Genomic DNA, 17,775 nt, shown 5'->3' on the forward strand with positions numbered 1-17,775 from the left:
CTGGCGAGCGAATGGCCTTGTGCATTCACCTAGACTTGGGAAAAATGGGTGTGAGCGTAGTTTTTCTGCGATGAAAAGGCAAGAAGCAGACCCCAATCATTAGTCCAAGAAAGGCCAGATAGTATGGGGACAGATTGTCCCGCAGATGGCCCGCAAGCATCGGTCCAAGGAAGGCGCCAACCGAGTAGGCAATGGATAGAACCGAGAAGGTACGGCCATACTTGGCACCGCCGCTAAGCTCGATAAGCAGTGTTGATATGGCGGGAAGAACGATGCCCTTAGCCATCCCGACAAATAACAGAAGCAAAAAGAACGGCAGCGGGGTTTGGGCAGCGATCGTGAAATAAACAAGAGCAAGTCCAAGCGCCCCCCACAAGGTCCGGTAATAAGACGAAAGCTTATTTAGGAAAAGCATGCTGAGCGTAATCAAGGCGCCGATGCTGACGACGGAGAACAGAATACCGGTCTCCATCATACCCTCCGAGGATGTCGCCATCAGGGGCAGCTCAAACGACAGGATACCCTGCGCGCAGCTCATGGCAATAGGAAGCAGGAACACCAGCCAAGGGATGGGAGTTCCTTCGGCTAGGACAGGCTTCGTGCTGCTTGGTGCCGGTTCGATCTCCACGGCAGGCGCAGCCTTAATATCCCGAATGAAGAACAAGGCGCAGATTGCGGTAATAATGAGCACCCAGCCCAGTAAATAAAAAGCGGTCGTAAACCCGATCCTCGCAACCAGATACGCGCCCGCTGCCGGAGAGACAACCGTGGCCAGCGTATGCACCAGTCCGTTGCCGGCCATAAACTTGCCTTGTTTGGTCACGTCGCTCGAAATTCGGGCAAGCAGGGCAAGACAGGCAGGAGAGAGAAAGGCCAGCACGAATCCGCTGATCGAGCGGAGCACCAGCAGCTGCCACGGATCGGTTACTTTGGATTGGAACAGCAGGACAACGCCCGCGCCCATCAGGCTGAATACGATAAACAGTCTGCTTCCGAACCGGTCAACCCCGTACCCGGCCATAATATTGCCCGGCAGGTGAGTGATGGAGTACATGCCCATCATCAGCCCGATGAAGGAGGGTGCCGCGCCAAGGGAGATGGCGAAAGGCGTAAGGATCGGGTACTGCGCATGCAGATCAAAGAAAGCTACGAACAGAAATAGATAAAGCCAGATTGCGGTTTTCAACGGCTACTTCCTCCTTGCATATCCTCTTAACTTACTTGTACGTTAAAGATGGACAGGATATGTCTTCCGGCGCAGATATGCCGCCTTACGTTTACGGCATATTCTGGGTGGGTTATAATGTTTGATAATGGGACATTGCACGAGTTATAATAGGGCTAATGCTTACGAAGTAAGAATTACCACAGTAAGCAAAATCCCGCCTACTTGTTTGATCATTCTTTTTAGGGGGATTGTTTGTTGAAAAATTACTTTGATTTTTCCGGCTACGATTGGGATGCATGGAGCGCTTTTTTGCAGGATCATTGGCTGGTGCTTGTCATTGCGCTTGTTGTACTGCTCTTTATAATCAGAGTCGTTAAGACATTCGTGAAATGGGCATTGGTGCTCGTCATAGTCGCCGGCATTGTCGCTTACAGCGGTTATACGCTGGACGATGTGAAGTCCATTGGCACGCAGGCGATTGACAGCCTGAAGCAGGAAGCCGTATCGGCTATGGCAGGAGAAGTGGATAAAGCAACGTTTACCTCGAATTCCGACGGAACCTTCACGGTGAAGACCGAGAATCTGGAATTGACAGGTGTTCCCGGCTCCGGTGAAGTGAACGTAAAATTCCGCGGCAAATCGGTTGGTACGATGAAAATAGATTCAACCATTCAGGCGCTTATCGATCAAGCGAAGGCCAATGGTAAAGTATAGATAGAGAACAAGTACAACAACGTAATGCGGGTAGAGGCAAGGAGGGGTAATGATGATGGAATGGATTCGCGCAGGGACGGCCTGGGAACCGGTCTCGCTTATCGTTCTTCTCCTTCTGCTGGTTTCGCTGCTGCAAGGAATGAGAAGAGGCGCGTCGGGTTCAGCGAGGCGCCTTTTCTTTTTTGTATGGGACGGCATTCTGTTGATTGTGTGTCTTGTGCTTGCGGGGAAAATTGCGGGCAGTTTGTCCCCGCTCGCAGCGGACTGGCTGAGCGAGCATGTAAACGTGCCGCAGAAGGAAATGGGTGCAACCTCCCAGGCTTGGTATACGTTTATAACAAGCCTGCGCGATTTTGCCCTGCTCCGGTACGGCATCCTGTTTTTACTCTCTTATTTGCTGCTTCGGCTGGCAGCTTCCTTTCTTGCGCCGCTGCTGGAGACTTTGTTTGCCAGCAGACAGCAGCGCGGCAGACACGAGAGCATGGAGCGCCTTCCGGGTGGAGGAGCGGCAAGCCGCGCAGCCGGAGCTGTTTTTGGCACGGTTCACGGTGCCGGACGGGCATTTGTTTTCGTAGCCGCTTTGTTTATTTATGTCTCGCTGGCGCCTAACGGCCTCTGGTCCGGCTTGATTCAGCAATCTCCGTTATACATGAAGGCATCGGATGTTCTTGAACCGGTTGCCGGAGATATGCTGGCAGGACGCGGACCCGTACTGGCGGAAGCCGTGCAGGAAGAATTCCAGAATGTGCTGCAGCGCAAATACGAGATTATCGATTACAATATCCCGCCGGATATTGAGCAGGCAGCTTTGCAGATTACGAAGGACAAAAGTAGCGATGAAGACAAGGCAAGGGCTTTGTATGACTGGCTGGGCAGCCGGATCGCCTATGACTGGGACAAGGCTAATAATTATGTAGACAACGGGGTATGGAAGGAACAGAACCCGGAGGAGACGTTCGCTACCCGCAAAGGCGTATGTATCGACGTAGCCAGGCTGTACGCCGTAATGGCCCGCGCGTCGGGTCTGGACGTGAAGGTCGTTACCGGCACGGGGCTGGACGGTCGCGGAGGCTCCGGGCCTCATGCCTGGAATGAAGTGAAAATAGGCGGGGACGGCGGTTCTTGGATTCCGCTCGATGCCACATGGGCATCCTCCGGCGATTGGTTCAACCCGGCTGATTTCGACAAGACTCATATCCGGGCAGTATAAGTTAGATTGGACAAGAGGTGAACAGGTTGCATGATGATCCGCAGAAACGGGAAATAACGAATCGCCGTCATTTCTCGTTTCGTTTGAACTTTTTTTTCTTTATCGTATTTGGACTATTTAGCGTTCTTATTATTCAGCTTGCTATCTTGCAGTTCGTCGAAGGTCCGAAGCTGAGCGCGCAAGGCAGCCAGAAGAGCACCAGAAGCGTGAAAATCGCTCCGATTCGCGGCAATATTTACGACTCGTCAGGCAATGCGATTGCTTATTCGACATCAACGCAATCGCTCTATTTTACGATCTCGCCAGACTTCAAGGACGGGGATGCGGAAGCGATTGCCGCTAAGCTGGCTGCCGTATTTAAAGAAAAAGGCGATAAAACTCCTGAAAAACAAATGACGGTTGAGGATATTATCCGTCAGATGGACTTGGATTTCCGCCGGAACACGATTTCTACCCCGCGGCGGATAAAAACCGGCTTAACGGAGAAGGAAATTGCCTACTTTAGCGAGCACAAGTCGGAATTCAAAGGGATCGATATCGTCGAGGAAAGCGTGCGTAATTATACGAATGATACGGTAGCTGTGCAATTGGTCGGCTATTTAAAGAAATTCAAAGGTGTCCGCGAATCGCTTGATTTCTATAAGGATAAAGGGAAAGAAGACGATCCGCAGCTTCAATATCTGGATGACGAGGACGTTGGTTTTGACGGACTTGAATACATGTACCAGGATATTTTGCGCGGCAAAAACGGCCTGAAAACTTATCCGGTTAATAACGCGGAGCGGATCATAGGTCCCGTACAGATTACCAACCCGCAAAAGGGCGATGACCTGTACCTGACCATCAACCGCAACGTGCAATTAACGACGGAGCAGGCGATTGTCGACCAGATCAAAAAAATCAGCACGTCGACCAATAAGGCGGAGCGTGCCGAATACGCGAAGATCGGCTTTGCCGTCGCGATGGAAGTGAATACCGGCAAGGTTGTTGCGATGGCGAGCATGCCGGATTACGATCCGAATATATGGGCGGGCGGCAAGATCAGCAACGAAGATTACAAAAACTTCTCGTCTGTCCTAAACAACGGTACGATCAGAGAGGTATTCCCTCACTACGAGACCGACAAAGAGCGGAATCAGCATCCGTCGTCCCTGGTTCCTCCGGGCTCGACGATGAAGCCTTTATCCATTCTTATCGGCTTGAACGAAAAGCTGTTTACGACAACAAGCACGTATTTCGATAACGGCGCTTTCTTCTTTGGCGCCAAAGGCCATGAAGTACGGATCGGTAACGCCTCGAACCATGCTTACGGCTTGCTGGACCCGGCATCGGCGATTGCCCATTCCTCCAACCCGTTTATGGCGAAAATGGTAGGCAACAATCTGTATGAGAAATACGGCAAAAAAGGCGTCGATGTGTGGGATAACTACATGAAGCAATTTGGGCTTGGCGTTTTGACCGGCAGTGGTCTGAGAGGCGAATCCAAAGGCACGATCGACTACTATCACGAGCAGCAAACGGCCAGTTCCCAATCCGCATTGGTGCGGGCATCGTTCGGCCAGCAAGCGCGTTATACACCGCTGCAGCTCGTGCAATACGTATCCATGCTCGCGAATCACGGCAAACGGATGAAGCCGCAATTCGTCAATCAGATTAAAGACGCGAACGGCAATGTGGTTCAGACGTTTAAGCCGGAAGTGCTGAACACGGTTGATTTCCCCGATTCGTATTGGAAAGAAATCGAGGATGGCATGTCACGGGTTAACGTTCAAGGCTTTGATGGCGTTACGTACACGTATGAGAGAAAAACAGGTACGGCACAGTCCGACGTAGCCGGCCGCCGTGCGGATAACGCGGTATTTATCGCTTATGCGCCAAGAGAAAATCCGAAGCTGGCCGTAGCGGTTGTTATTCCGGACGGTGAGTTTGGCGGCTGGGGCGCAGCTCCAATCGCGCGGAAAATTTTCGACGCTTACGATTACGAGGTTGGCTTGAACGGTACGCCGGGCAAGCTGAAGGATCAAGCGAATAATACGGCAAACGCGGGTACTGACGGTACAGCGGGTACGACCGATACAACTCAACAATAAGAAGCGCTGTAAAGCTGTTTCCGGAGATTCGAAAAAAGAATCTTCGGGAGCAGCTTTTTTTTGAAACTTTGTATAGACAAATTTCGTAAGAAATGTTGCATCAGAGAAACAATTTTGAATAGTATAAACAAAGAGGCGTTAAGCTAACTAATGTTCGTCCAGGCAAAACAGGTGTAAAACTCAAGGATGGGGGAAAGGTTATGCGGTTTTCGAAAAAGCCAAACTCCGCGATTAAGCGGTTTATAATGACCCTGTTATTTTTGGCTGTAAGTGCTTTACTGGTGACGGCCTGCGGGACCGGGGAGAACGACGGACATGCGGGCAAAGGCAAGCTGAAGGTAACGGCTACAACCGGGATGATTGCCGACGTGGCCCAGGAAATAGGCGGAGAGGATGTCGTAGTTACCGGACTGATGGGCTCGGGCGTTGACCCGCACTTGTATAAGGCGTCCTACGGCGATGTGAAAAAGCTGGACCGGGCGGACATTATTTTTTATAACGGGCTGCATTTGGAAGGGAAAATGGCGGAGATGTTCGAGAAGCTGGAGAAGCGTAAGCCTACGGTTGCGATCTCTTCGCGTATACCGGAGTCAGACTTGCGGTCGTTCCCGGGAGGAGGGAGCCAATCGCATGACCCTCATATCTGGTTCAATGTGAAGATGTGGATATCGGCCGCGGAGGTGATCCAGGACTCCCTGATCGAGAAGGATCCGGTTCATGCGGAGGGCTATCAAGCAAGGGCTGCGGCCTATATCGGGCAGCTGGAGGAGCTGGACCGCTACGTTACCGAGCAGATTCAAGCGATACCGGAGGAGAGAAGAATACTCGTTACCGCCCATGACGCTTTCGGATATTTTGGCGACGAGTACGGACTTGAGGTAACGGGACTGCAGGGGATGAACACGATGTCGGAATACGGCTCGAAGGATGTCAGCTCCTTGCGCGATTTTTTGGTGGAAAACAAGATCAAAGCGGTCTTTATCGAATCCAGCGTGCCAAAGAAAGCGATTGAGTCGGTTATTCAAGGCGCGCGCTCGATGGGGCATGAGGTAACGATTGGCGGCGAGCTGTTCTCCGATGCGATGGGGGAAGCCGGTACCGTGGAAGGAACGTATATCGGGATGGTCAGACATAACGTGGATACCGTTGTTCAGGCATTGAGATAAACGATGGGAAAGGGAGTGTTGGTTATGTCGGAAGCAAAAGTGAAATCTGCAGTATCCGTAAGGGAGCAGGAGGGTGCTGCGCCTCCGTTAACGATTAGAGGGCTAAGCGCAGCCTACCAGAAAAAGCCGGTATTGCGCGGGGTCTCCTTCTCCGTAACGGAAGGGGAACTGATTGGGGTTATCGGCCCTAACGGCGCCGGCAAATCAACGATGATGAAGGCTGCGCTTGGCCTTATTCCCCGCCTAGGAGGAGAGGTGCTCGTATACGGCAAGCCTTATAAACAGCAGCGCAAGCTGGTAGGCTATGTGCCGCAGCGGGAATCCGTCGATTGGGATTTCCCGACGAATGCGCTGGATGTCGTGATGATGGGTCGCTACGGACATCTAGGGTTGTTCGGGCGACCGGGGGCGAAGGAGCGTGCGATTGCGTTGGAATGCCTGGCCAAGGTTGGCATGGCTGACTTCGCCTCCCGCCAGATCAGCCAGCTGTCCGGCGGACAGCAGCAGCGGGTATTTCTAGCCCGTGCGCTTGCTCAGGATGCCAGCCTGTACTTTATGGATGAACCGTTCGCCGGTGTGGATGCCGCTACGGAGAAGGCTATTATTACGCTGCTACAGGAACTGAAGCAGCAAGGGAAGACCGTTATTGTCGTCCATCATGACCTTGCCACGGTGGAAGAATATTTTGATTCCGTGCTGCTGCTAAACGTAGAGCTGGTTGCTTACGGCAAGACAAAAGAGGTATTTAATCCGCAATTGCTGCAACGCACGTATGGCGGCCGGCTGGCTTTCCTTGAGCGGAACAGCCTGACGAAGACGGATGCCTCGGAAAGGTGAGTGAACGGATATGAATACGTTGTGGACGCTTCTACGGGACCCGAACATGCAGTGGATTCTGCTTAGCTGCACGCTCCTTGGACTGAGCAGCGGCATTATCGGTTGTTTTTCCTATCTGCGGAAGCAAAGCCTCATGGGCGATACGCTCGCGCATGCCGCCTTGCCGGGTATCTGTATTGCCTTTATGCTGACCGGTACCAAGTCTATACTGTACTTCCTCATTGGAGCGGGTCTCGCCGGCGTGGCAGCAACTTTTGGGATCGGCTGGATTACGCGGCATTCACGCGTTAAGCACGATGCGGCGATGGGAATCGTATTATCCTCTTTCTTTGGCCTTGGCATTGTCTTGTTGACTCTCGTCCAGCATGGTGGCTACGGCAATCAGGCGGGGCTGGATAAGTTTTTATTCGGTCAGGCGGCCTCCATGGTGGGCTCGGATGTTCTTACGCTGTCGATTGTCAGTCTGCTGCTGGTTACGATCTGTTACTTTCTGTTCAAGCAGTTCAAGCTGGTATCCTTCGACCCTGGCTTTGCCAAAGGAATCGGTTATCCGGTTGCGCTGCTCGAACAGCTGCTCATGTTCCTTATGGTTGTGGCGGTAGTCGTAGGGATTCAGGCGGTTGGGGTTATCCTGGTTGCCTCCTTGATCATTACCCCTGCAGTATCAGCCAGGTATTGGACGGACCGGCTTGGCATCATGGTGGTCGTATCGGGCTTGTTCGGAGCGATAAGCGGGGCTTCTGGTGCGATCGTCAGCGCGACGGGAGACAGCCTGCCGACCGGTCCCCTTACGGTGCTGGCCGCTACTCTGCTGTTTGCGCTGTCGCTATTGTTCGGCCCCAAGCGGGGGATTCTTGTCCGGAGAATGGTGCAGCAAAGAATGAAGCGGTCGCTTGGGTACGGTTATGAGGAGCAGGCCGCGACAGCTTCCGTGGATGATCGTATGAATAAGGAGGCGTCGTTATGAGTGACTTCTGGATTCTGTTAACCGGGATGCTGGTGGCAAGCTGCAGCGGTATACTGGGTGCCTTCCTTGTTCTGCGCAAAATGGCCATGATCGGCGACGCCATCAGCCATTCCGTCATGCCGGGTATCGTGATTGCTTTCCTGCTCAGCGGCTCCCGGGATTCGCTTCTTATGATGGTAGCCGCTATGGCGTGCGGATTGTTCGCCGTCTTCCTCATTCAGCTCTTTCAGAACAAAGGGGTGCAGGCAGACGCCTCCATTGGGGTCGTGTTTACCGCCTTGTTTGCGATAGGCGTCCTCCTGGTCAGCCTATTCGCAAGACAGGTCCATCTGGACCAGGATGCTATTCTATACGGCGAAATCGCTTATGTGCACTGGAATACCTGGGTTGTAAACGGCGTGGATCTCGGGCCAAAAGCGGTGTGGCTGCTTGGCGTAACGCTGATCATCATAGTAACGGTAACCAGCTTGTTCTACAAGCAGTTCAAGCTTTGCTCCTTCGACCCCGCGCTGGCTGCCGCATGCGGCATTCCGGTAGCGCTCTTCCATTACCTCCTGATGGGCATGGTATCGATGGCAACCGTCAGCTCCTTTGAAAGCGTAGGCGCCATTCTCGTTGTCGGGATGCTGATCATCCCGGCCGCTACCGCCTATCTGCTGACCGACAGGCTGGGCCGGATGATAGTAATCAGCGTTGGCGCAGGCATTCTTAGCGTCTTTGGCGGTTATGCTGCCGCCGTGATGATTGATGCTTCGATTGCAGGCTGCATCGTATGCGCGGCAGCCGTGCTGTTCGCGCTGGCCTTTCTGTTCTCGCCTTCGCACGGTATCGTCCCAAAGAAGCTCCGCCTTCGCAAGCTTGCGGCTTAACCGCATTTTAAATCCCATCTCTCGTCTATGAGAGGCGGGATTTTTTTTGTTGGAGATCAATATCAGCCGCTTCGTTTGGAATCTCCTTAATCTGTGCTAAAATATTGCATAGTAGAAACAGGCAGGAGGATACCGAGCATGGGGAATTACAAATTAGTAGCACTCGACATGGATGGCACGCTGCTGAATGACCAGAGCGAGATCAGCGAGGAGAACGCGGAATGGATCCATCGGGCGCTGGATGCCGGCATTACCGTCAGCTTTTCCACGGGCCGGGGCTTCCGCGGAGCGCTTCCGTTTGCGGAGCAGCTGAAGCTGGAGACTCCGATGATTACGGCCAATGGCAGCGAGATTTGGCAAAAGCCGCATGTGCTGCATAAACGCACATTGATGAGCCCGGTCTATATCAAGCAGCTGCATGAACTGGCGCTGAGGCATGCGGGAACCTGGTTCTGGGCGTACTCGACAACGGGCATTTACAACCTTGAGAAGTGGATTGACCCGTCAACGACTTATGAAGACCATCATTGGCTGAAGTTTGGTTATTACACGGAGGATAATGTTGTCCGTAATCGCATTCTCGAGGAAATAACCGAATGGGACGCGCTTGAGATTACGAATTCCTCCACCGAGAACCTGGAGCTTAATCCGAAAGGGATTACGAAGGCCAGCGCGCTCCGCGAATTATGCGTCATGCTTGGCATCGAGATGTCGCAGGTGGTTGCGGCGGGAGACAGCTTGAATGATATTGCGGCGATCCGCGAGGCGGGACTTGGCGTAGCGATGGGCAATGCGCAGCAGGCGGTCAAAGACGCGGCTGACGTGGTGACGCTCACCAACAACGAGAACGGCGTCGCCGAGATCATCAAACAATATGTATTGAAAGGTTGATGCCTAAGTGGATATTTTAGGCTGGTCGCTGGTTGTCATTTTATTCGTGGTTGGCATGGCCGGGGCGGTCTGGCCGATTCTGCCGGGAGTTTTCGCGATATACGGCGCTTTCTTCGTATACGGCTTTTTCTTCTCGTTCAAGCCGTTTGGCTGGGTGTTCTGGACGGTGCAGACCTTGATCCTCATCGTTCTGGTCATAGCCGATCACGCGGTCAGCGCGTGGGGGGTTCACCGGTTCGGGGGTTCCAAGGCCTCTATCATCGGCAGTACGATTGGGCTTATACTAGGTCCATTCGTTATTCCTGCCTTTGGCCTTATTATTGGTCCATTTGCCGGCGCCGTTATCGGGGAACTCGCGGTGGGCTCCAATATCGAGAAATCGTTTAAGGTCGGCATCGGCTCATTGGTTGGGTTATTAACCAGTGTCGTTGTCAAAATCATTCTTCAGGCAGCAATGATCGTGTTATTTATTATTTGGTTAATGGCCAACTAAGGAGATGGAGCAAATGGTAAAAGTAACGGTATGGAACGAGTTTCTGCACGAGAAAGAGCATGAAGAGGTAAAAGCGGTGTATCCAAGCGGCATTCATAACGCGCTTGCCGAGGGGATCCGCTCGGAGGGCATCGAGGTTCAAACCGCAACTCTCGAGGAGCCGGAGCACGGCCTTACGGAAGAAAAGCTGAACAACACCGACGTTCTGATCTGGTGGGGACATATGGGTCATGACCGCGTAGACGATGCGATCGTGGAGCGGGTACATCAACGCGTAATGGACGGGATGGGACTTATCGTTCTTCACTCCGGCCATTTCTCGAAAATTTTCAAAAAGCTGATGGGGACGGGCTGCGATCTGAAATGGCGCGAGGCTAACGAAAAAGAACGGATCTGGACCGTTAATCCGGCCCATCCGATTGCCGCGGGCATTCCGGAATACGTGACAATCGACCATGAGGAAATGTACGGCGAGCATTTCGATATTCCGGCACCGGACGAACTGGTATTCGTGAGCTGGTTCGAAGGCGGAGAAGTATTCCGCAGCGGCTGCACCTTCTTCCGCGGGCAGGGCAAAATTTTCTACTTCCGTCCGGGTCATGAGACGCATCCGACTTACTATCATCCGCATGTGCTGCAAATTATCCGGAACGGCGTGAAGTGGGCGGCTCCTTCCCAGGCAGGCAAGCCGGTCCGCGGCAATCATCAGCCTCTGGAGCCAATCAAAGGCCAAGCTTAACCTGCAATCCGGCAAGTAATTAAAGAAAGAGAAGGACAACATGAAAAAAGATTCGCTTATAAAAGGTACGTTAATTCTGGCGGCCGCCGCGCTGATTGCCCGTTTTCTGGGGATATTTCAGCGGGTTCCGCTCGATCATATCCTGACCGAGAACGGCGGGCTTTATTTTGCGGTCGCGAACAACGTGTACTTGACGCTGCTTGTCGTCGCGACGGGCGGTCTTCCGAGCGCCATCAGCAAGATGGTATCGGAGCGTTACGCGCTTGGCCGCGAGCATGAAGCGAAACGGGTCTACCAGGCTGCGCTGCTCTTTGGAGTCATAACCGGCGTTATTCTGACGATTGCTCTTTACTTTGCGGCTCCGTATTATGCCGTGCATATCGCCAAAACGCCAGGTGCGGAGGTAGCGATCCGCGCGGTTGCGCCAACGCTGCTTATTTTCCCGATTATCGCGATGATGCGGGGTTACTTCCAAGGCCGCCAGTTCATGATGGCGGGGGGCATGTCGCAGATCGTGGAGCAAATCTTGCGCGTTATCGTAGGCGTCGCGCTTGCTTATTATGTCGTCTCGATTGACTGGGGCGAAAAATGGGGCGCCGCCGCCGCATCGTTCGGCAACGTGATTGGCGGCGTAGGCGCTTTGCTTGTCATGCTGTATTATGCGGCAAAGCTGCGCCGGGGCGACCTCGCAGACCGGCCGTCGGTGGATATCGAAGCGGTCAAGGCCGCTGCCAAGATTCCTTTCCGGTCCATTTACCGCGAGATTTTCACGATGTCGATTCCGATTGTCATTACGGCGATGACCGTGCAAATTATTTATACGTTCGACTCGTCCTTATTCGTTCGTCTAACCGAATCGTATTACGGCTATCATGACGCGCTGCTCGTATTGAGAGATCTCAGCTTCAAGGCGCAGACGGTTGCCGGCATTCCTCCGATTCTGGCCATTGCGCTCAGCACGTCGATTATTCCGGTAATCTCGTCGGCTTATTCCTTGCGCAATATGGCCGAGGTGGAGCGTCAGACCTCCCTCGTCATGCGAATCGTCTTGTTCACCGGCGTGCCGGCAGCCTTAACGCTTGCCGCGGCATCGTATTCGGTCACCGGACTTATTTTCACGGGGCCAAGAGGTTACGGCATCGTTGCTGCCCTGACGGCAGGCACGATTTTCCAGATTACGATGATGACAAGCAACTCGATTTTGTTCGGGCTTGGAAAAGCCCGTATCCCTATGATGAATACTTTCGTAGGAATCGGGCTGAAAATCCTGTGCAGCTACGCGCTTGCCCCGATTTACGGCGTATACGGCGTTATTGTGGCAACAAGCGTCTGCTTTGTCGTTATGACATGGATGAACATCGAGGCGATCCGCAGGGAAGTGAAGTTCACGGTGCTTGGCAGCCGTTGGCCTTCTTACTTGGTAACTATCGTAGTATCCGTTGCGGCAGGCTGGATAACCGAGGCGGGAATCCGCCATCTGCTTGGCAGCTTGCCGGACAAGCTGACGTATCTAATCTCCGCGGTCGCGGCAGGAGCTGTGATCGGAGTCCTATACCTGTTCCTGCTTGTGCTGCTTCGCGTCGTTACTATGGAGGATGCGAAGTCCTTCCCAGGACCGCTGCGTAAGCTGTTTGTCCTGCTCCTGAAGGCGCTTGGACGCACGCAGGCGCGGAAAGAACGACATTAATTCTTTAATTTCCATACATTTACAACCTCCCTGAACGTCAGGTACAATAGATAGAGTTATAGGTCTATTAATCTATCTATTACTGGCTGTGAAGGGAGATTTGTAAATTGAAAAGTCTGAAAAGATTCAAGAGGGGGATCATCCTGATTTTGGCGCTGGCGCTTGTCATCGTTGCAGGCTGTCAGGCGATTCAGGGCGTGGATTTCAACACCGTATTGAAAAACACGCTTAAAGTGACCTCCGCGGAAAGCAAACAGTCGGTAGAGCTGAAGCTTCTTATGAATGAAGAAGCGTATGAAGGAATGCCTGAAGAAGATATTGCTCTCTTGAAATTATTTTCGAACATGAAGCTTCAGTTGGATAGCGTGAAGGTTCAGGACGCAAGCCATTCGTCCTATGCAGGCAAACTGATTTTCGGCGATAACGTCAGCATTGGCTTCTCGATCAAGCAATCGGATACGACGGCGGTTATCGAGGTGGAAGGCGCGAAGCTTCCTATCGTGCTTGACGTCACGGGAGCAGGCATTGGCTCAATGCTGGGCACAGCCGAGCTAGACGAGACAGCTGCCGCGGGTTCGGATGACGAATCGGTAACGGCAATCGGCAAAGAGGTATTGGACAGCGCAACGTCCTTCTTTATCGATAATCTGCCTAATCCGGACAAAATCTCGGTTAATGCGGTTCAAGAGCCAATCAATGGCGTTAACACATCCCTGTTCCATGTGAAGGCAGAGATGAGCGGAACCGAAATCTGGGCTTGGATCAAGAAATACGTGGATGTTCTTGCAAGCGACCGCGAAGGCCTTGATACGTTCGTGAAGGAAATCGTAGCGATCATGAGCAGCCATCCTGAGTTCTGGGAAGAAATCGGCATGAATCCGTTCGAGCAAACCGGACTCGATATGCCAACGACCGATGACATGATTAAGGAAATGACGGACGAGCTGGAAGCCACCTTCGTTTCGCTTCAGGAGGAGCTGAAGGCGATGGAAGAAGAGGGCGGAGAGGATCTTAAGGCGATCTTCAACGACGATTCTTCGATTAAAGCGGAGCTTTACGTAGACAGCAAGATGGACATCCGCAAACAGGTGGTTGACGTTACGCTTAAGCCAAGCGATCAAGCCTTGTTCCCTCTTGACGGTCTTTCGCTGCGTATGGAGAGCGAGCTGTGGAACGTTAACGGCAAGGTAGAGGCTGACGCGCCGGTAATTCCTGCTAAAGCTATCCATTCCGATCAGCTCGATTCCATGCAGGGCTATCAGTTCCTTCGCATGTTCGACAAGCAATCGGCTGCCTACTCGCTGCTCGATAAACTGGGCATCGGCGAGCAGTCCGTTGAGCTGTCCGTGGATTCGCGCCTTTACCCGGCAATTGTAACCCCTAAATACGTAACGATTGTTCCGCTTCGTATTACTGCCGAACAGCTTGGCGCTTCGGTGAAATATGATAAAAAGACGAAGAATGTAACAGTCTATGACGAGGCGACCAATACGACGATCGTCCTGAAGGAAGGCTCAGATCGCGTAACGGTGAACGGCAAAGCGGCGACATGGTCGTTCGTAGCCAAAACCGTTGACGGCACCTTGTACGTAGCAGGACGCGATTTCGCAAACGCGCTTGGAGCGAAGGTTCATTGGGATGACAGCTGGGGCAGCGATACCTTTGTCATCGAGCGCGTAGTCCATTAATTTATTTCGCAAGAGCAGGGAGGATGACAACGATGAACAAACTGACAACGGACGCAGCCTTCCGTGAAGCCGTCCAAGGCGATGGGATTACGGTGGTCGTATTCAAAACGACATGGTGCGCGGACTGTCACTACATCGACCCGTTTATGCCGGACGTAGAGCAGCAATACAGCGGCAAAATCTCTTTCTACGAGATTGACCGGGATGAATTGCCCGATCTTTGCTCCGAGCTGAATATTCTTGGCATTCCGAGCTTTATTGCCTTCCGTAACGGCAAAGAGCTGATCCGGTACGTGAACAAGCTGCGCAAGACGCGGGAGGAAATCGAACAGTTTCTTGACCGCGCGGTGCAGGTGGCGGACGCTTTACCTGGAGGTTAATAAAGGCAATCGCGCGGCTTAAGGAGCTCCTCCTGAGCCGCGCTTTTTTATGTCCGCGCATCATTGCCACGGAACTGTCACACCCTAGGAAGTGTCACATTTTCAACATGGCTTTTGACCCCTATAATGGCTATAATGAGGTGACAACAAAACCCGAAATAAGGTGATTTTATTATGGTTACCGGCCGTTTTCGCGCGCTTGCTCTCGCATCGTGCATCGGAATGCTTTTTGTTCTTCTTGCCGGAGCATTAGTTACAAATACCGGATCCGGACGCGGATGCGGTGATGATTGGCCGCTTTGCAACGGTAAATTTATTCCTGCGTATACAATGGAAACCGCAATCGAATTTTCTCATCGTCTGATTACCGGATTTGAAGGTTTGCTCGTTGTGGCAGCCTTTATTGCCATATACCTGCTGTTCCGGAAAAACAATGCGGATTACAAAGAACCGCTTATTTATGCGAGCGGAGCTCTGCTCTTCACGGTTATTCAAGCGTTAATGGGCGCGGCAGCTGTCGTATGGTATCAGTCCGACGCCGTTATGGCTATTCATTTTGGTATTTCGTTAATTGCCTTTGCTTTTACCTTGCTGCTCGTTGTTTGGTCTTATCGCGCAAAGGACGGCAAGCCCGTGGAATTTACGGTGCCCCGCGCGATTTATCCCCGGATGCTGGCCGTAACGATTTTTTGTTATATCGTTGTTTATCTCGGTGCGTTTATCCGCCATACCGAGTCGGCAGGCGGCTGCCTTGGCTGGCCGTTATGCAACGGCGAGGTTGTGCCTGAGCTTCAAGGCGCGACGGCAGCTGTTTTTATCCATCGTTTAGGTGCACTTATTTTTGGTCTTGCTCTAGTTGGTTTATATATCCACGTCCGCAAAATCAGCGGAAAAGGCAAAGGTCTTACGAAATCGGCCGGCTGGGCTCTCGTTCTGGTTATCGCTCAAATCCTGAGCGGTGCGCTTCTGACGGAGACAATCGGCAACGATGATTGGTTCCTGTTTACGAACCTGCTTCATAATTTGATTATAACGGGCTTGTTTGGGATATTGTGTGATATGCTGATACGTTCCTGGCGGCTGCGGGAAGGACGGGAGAACGCTTGAGTTTTCAGAACCTGCGTGAATTTGTTGAAGTATTAAAAAAGGAGAATGATCTGCTCGTTATCGACGCGCAAGTAGATCCTTATCTGGAGCTGGCGGAAATTCATCGCCGCGTTATCGAAGAGGAAGGACCGGCACTGCTTTTCACCAACGTGAAGGGCAGTCCTTTTCCCGTTTTGACGAATATGTTCGGGACAAGCCGCCGGGTTGATCTTGCGTTTGGTACACGCCCGGAGGAAATCATGAAGCAGATCGTTGGTGCTGCAGACCGTATTATGCCTCCAACGCCAAAAGCGATATGGGGCGAGAAAAAGCTGATCTGGGACATGATGAAGGTAGGCATGAAGGATGTGCCAAGCGGCACGGCGCCTATTCTGCAAGTACTGAAGCGTCAGAATCCGCTTGCCGGTTTACCCCGCGTAACAAGCTGGCAGGAGGATGGCGGTCCGTTTATTACATTGCCTCTTGTCTATACGGAGAGCTTAAAATCCCGCAAAGCGCATAATCTAGGGATGTACCGCATGCAAATCTTTGACGATTCAACGACTGGCATGCACTGGCAAATACATAAAGGCGGCGGCTTCCATTATCATGAAGCCGAGCAGCGGAACGAAGCGCTTCCCGTATCCGTCTTTCTCGGCGGACCGCCGGCATTGATCGCTTCCGCGATTGCGCCGCTTCCGGAGCATTTGCCGGAGCTCTTAATGGCTTCGCTTATCCTAGGCGGCAAGCTGCCGGTTGTATCCGACCCGCACAGCAAGCACCGCATTCCGGCGGAAGCCGAGTTTGTCATCAGCGGACAAGTGCCGCCGCATCTCCGCCGTCCGGAAGGTCCGTTTGGCGATCATTTTGGTTATTACTCGCTTATCCATGATTTCCCGGTCTTTAACGTCAATCATGTCTGGCACCGCAAGGATGCGATCTATCCGGCGACGATTGTGGGCAAGCCCCGTCAGGAGGATTACTATCTGGGTGAATACTTGCAGCGCCTTCTGGCACCGGCCTTCCCGATGGTTATGCCGGGCGTGCATGAGCTCTGGGCATATGCGGAAGCCGGCGTACACGCGCTTGCCGCAGCCGTTGTCCGGGAATCGTATTCCCGCGAGGCGCTGTCGACAGCCTTCAGTATTTTGGGCCAAGGCCAGCTGACCTTGACCAAATTCCTGATGCTGACGGATCAGCCGATTGACCTGTCTAAGTTTGACGTATTGCTTGAGACCGTGCTTGAGCGGTTCCAGCCGCAGACGGATCTGTTTGTATTCGATGAGACCTCCCATGATACGCTGGATTATACGAGCGGTAAATTCAACCACGGCAGCAAAGCGGTTATGCTTGGCGTCGGCAAGCCGGTCAGAGAGCTGCCTTCCAGCTATGAAGAAGGCGTTATCGATGAGATTACGAACGCTCAGGTATATTGCCGCGGATGCCTCGTTGTATCCGGCGCATCCTATGAAGCAGAGCCGCAGCTTGCGGAGCGTCTCTTGACAAGGCTGTCGGAGCGCGGTACGGAATGGCCGCTTGTTATTCTTGCGGACGACGCAAACGTTGCGCATGGGCAAACGTCCTTCTTATGGACGGTGTTCACGCGGTTTAATCCGGCTGACGATATTTACGCGAATGCCGAAATTCGCCGCCATCATTTTGGCTATAAGCTGCCGATCGTTATCGATGCGAGAATGAAGCCGGGCTATCCGGCAGAACTGTTCGCGCGCGAGGATATTACCAAGCTGGTTGACAGCAGATGGAACGAGTACTTCAAATCCTAAGTTGCG

At 52.7% G+C, this 17,775-nt stretch carries 16 protein-coding genes; 15 read left to right on the plus strand and 1 reads right to left on the minus strand.

Translation table 11 applies throughout. From position 1 onward, the window contains the following. Positions 1-25: 25 nt before the first annotated feature. The gene (locus WFJ73_RS29850) at positions 26-1,186 is read right to left on the minus strand and encodes an MFS transporter (RefSeq protein WP_336776534.1); all 1,161 of its coding nucleotides are present in this window, start codon (positions 1,184-1,186) and stop codon (positions 26-28) included. A gap of 237 nt (positions 1,187-1,423) precedes the next feature. On the opposite strand from WFJ73_RS29850, the gene WFJ73_RS29855 reads away from it, so the two are divergent. The 15 genes from WFJ73_RS29855 to WFJ73_RS29925 all read left to right on the plus strand — a co-directional run bounded on the left by WFJ73_RS29855 (position 1,424) and on the right by WFJ73_RS29925 (position 17,769). Beyond that, positions 1,424-1,882, plus strand: a complete 459-nt coding sequence (locus WFJ73_RS29855) for a hypothetical protein (RefSeq protein ID WP_336776535.1) — start codon at positions 1,424-1,426, stop codon at positions 1,880-1,882. Between the two features lie 49 nt (positions 1,883-1,931). Continuing rightward, entirely contained in the window at positions 1,932-3,092 is a 1,161-nt protein-coding gene (locus tag WFJ73_RS29860) for a transglutaminase domain-containing protein (RefSeq protein ID WP_336776536.1), read from the plus strand. A gap of 26 nt (positions 3,093-3,118) precedes the next feature. Continuing rightward, positions 3,119-5,182: a peptidoglycan D,D-transpeptidase FtsI family protein gene (locus WFJ73_RS29865; protein WP_336776537.1), complete on the plus strand. Its 2,064-nt coding sequence runs from the start codon at positions 3,119-3,121 to the stop codon at positions 5,180-5,182. A 200-nt stretch (positions 5,183-5,382) separates the two neighbouring features. Continuing rightward, entirely contained in the window at positions 5,383-6,348 is a 966-nt protein-coding gene (locus WFJ73_RS29870) for a metal ABC transporter solute-binding protein, Zn/Mn family (protein ID WP_336776538.1), read from the plus strand. 24 nt (positions 6,349-6,372) lie between these two features. Continuing rightward, positions 6,373-7,185, plus strand: a complete 813-nt coding sequence (locus WFJ73_RS29875; RefSeq protein WP_336776539.1) for a metal ABC transporter ATP-binding protein — start codon at positions 6,373-6,375, stop codon at positions 7,183-7,185. A 10-nt stretch (positions 7,186-7,195) separates the two neighbouring features. Then, positions 7,196-8,152, plus strand: coding sequence for a metal ABC transporter permease (locus tag WFJ73_RS29880; RefSeq protein ID WP_336776540.1), 957 nt, complete (start codon positions 7,196-7,198; stop codon positions 8,150-8,152). Then, complete coding sequence (locus WFJ73_RS29885; RefSeq protein ID WP_336776541.1) at positions 8,149-9,021, plus strand: metal ABC transporter permease; 873 nt, start codon at positions 8,149-8,151, stop codon at positions 9,019-9,021. The genes WFJ73_RS29880 and WFJ73_RS29885 overlap by 4 nt, the downstream gene beginning before the upstream one ends. Positions 9,022-9,159: 138 nt before the next feature. Continuing rightward, on the plus strand, positions 9,160-9,912 hold the full coding sequence (locus WFJ73_RS29890) for a Cof-type HAD-IIB family hydrolase (protein WP_336776542.1): 753 nt from the start codon (positions 9,160-9,162) through the stop codon (positions 9,910-9,912). 7 nt (positions 9,913-9,919) lie between these two features. After that, positions 9,920-10,405, plus strand: a complete 486-nt coding sequence (locus WFJ73_RS29895) for a DUF456 domain-containing protein (protein ID WP_336776543.1) — start codon at positions 9,920-9,922, stop codon at positions 10,403-10,405. Positions 10,406-10,418: 13 nt separating this feature from the next. Then, a complete protein-coding gene (locus WFJ73_RS29900) occupies positions 10,419-11,144 on the plus strand; it encodes a ThuA domain-containing protein (protein WP_336776544.1) in 726 nt (241 codons plus the stop codon). Between the two features lie 40 nt (positions 11,145-11,184). Next, entirely contained in the window at positions 11,185-12,831 is a 1,647-nt protein-coding gene (locus tag WFJ73_RS29905; protein WP_336776545.1) for a putative polysaccharide biosynthesis protein, read from the plus strand. 107 nt (positions 12,832-12,938) lie between these two features. Further along, positions 12,939-14,519: a copper amine oxidase N-terminal domain-containing protein gene (locus WFJ73_RS29910; RefSeq protein ID WP_336776546.1), complete on the plus strand. Its 1,581-nt coding sequence runs from the start codon at positions 12,939-12,941 to the stop codon at positions 14,517-14,519. A gap of 32 nt (positions 14,520-14,551) precedes the next feature. Continuing rightward, on the plus strand, positions 14,552-14,899 hold the full coding sequence (locus tag WFJ73_RS29915; protein WP_336776547.1) for a thioredoxin family protein: 348 nt from the start codon (positions 14,552-14,554) through the stop codon (positions 14,897-14,899). Positions 14,900-15,073: 174 nt separating this feature from the next. Continuing rightward, positions 15,074-16,006 carry a COX15/CtaA family protein gene (locus tag WFJ73_RS29920; protein WP_248762063.1) on the plus strand — a complete coding sequence of 311 codons (933 nt, stop codon included), beginning with the start codon at positions 15,074-15,076 and terminating at the stop codon, positions 16,004-16,006. After that, complete coding sequence (locus WFJ73_RS29925; protein ID WP_336776548.1) at positions 16,003-17,769, plus strand: UbiD family decarboxylase; 1,767 nt, start codon at positions 16,003-16,005, stop codon at positions 17,767-17,769. Before WFJ73_RS29920 ends, WFJ73_RS29925 begins: the two co-directional genes overlap by 4 nt. Positions 17,770-17,775: the final 6 nt, after the last annotated feature.

The sequence above is a fragment of the Paenibacillus sp. MMO-58 genome, assembly GCF_037146255.1.
In the GTDB taxonomy this organism is placed as follows: Bacteria; Bacillota; Bacilli; order Paenibacillales; family Paenibacillaceae; genus Pristimantibacillus.

Bases quoted from the DNA above. Each gene is read 5' to 3' on its own strand.
- WFJ73_RS29885 (WP_336776541.1), top strand. From the start codon at position 8,149: ATGAGTGACTTCTGGATTCTGTTAACCGGGATGCTGGTGGCAAGCTGC.
- WFJ73_RS29905 (WP_336776545.1), top strand. From the start codon at position 11,185: ATGAAAAAAGATTCGCTTATAAAAGGTACGTTAATTCTGGCGGCCGCC.
- WFJ73_RS29860 (WP_336776536.1), top strand. From the start codon at position 1,932: ATGATGATGGAATGGATTCGCGCAGGGACGGCCTGGGAACCGGTCTCG.
- WFJ73_RS29890 (WP_336776542.1), top strand. From the start codon at position 9,160: ATGGGGAATTACAAATTAGTAGCACTCGACATGGATGGCACGCTGCTG.
- WFJ73_RS29875 (WP_336776539.1), top strand. From the start codon at position 6,373: ATGTCGGAAGCAAAAGTGAAATCTGCAGTATCCGTAAGGGAGCAGGAG.
- WFJ73_RS29915 (WP_336776547.1), top strand. From the start codon at position 14,552: ATGAACAAACTGACAACGGACGCAGCCTTCCGTGAAGCCGTCCAAGGC.
- WFJ73_RS29920 (WP_248762063.1), top strand. From the start codon at position 15,074: ATGGTTACCGGCCGTTTTCGCGCGCTTGCTCTCGCATCGTGCATCGGA.
- WFJ73_RS29900 (WP_336776544.1), top strand. From the start codon at position 10,419: ATGGTAAAAGTAACGGTATGGAACGAGTTTCTGCACGAGAAAGAGCAT.
- WFJ73_RS29880 (WP_336776540.1), top strand. From the start codon at position 7,196: ATGAATACGTTGTGGACGCTTCTACGGGACCCGAACATGCAGTGGATT.
- WFJ73_RS29870 (WP_336776538.1), top strand. From the start codon at position 5,383: ATGCGGTTTTCGAAAAAGCCAAACTCCGCGATTAAGCGGTTTATAATG.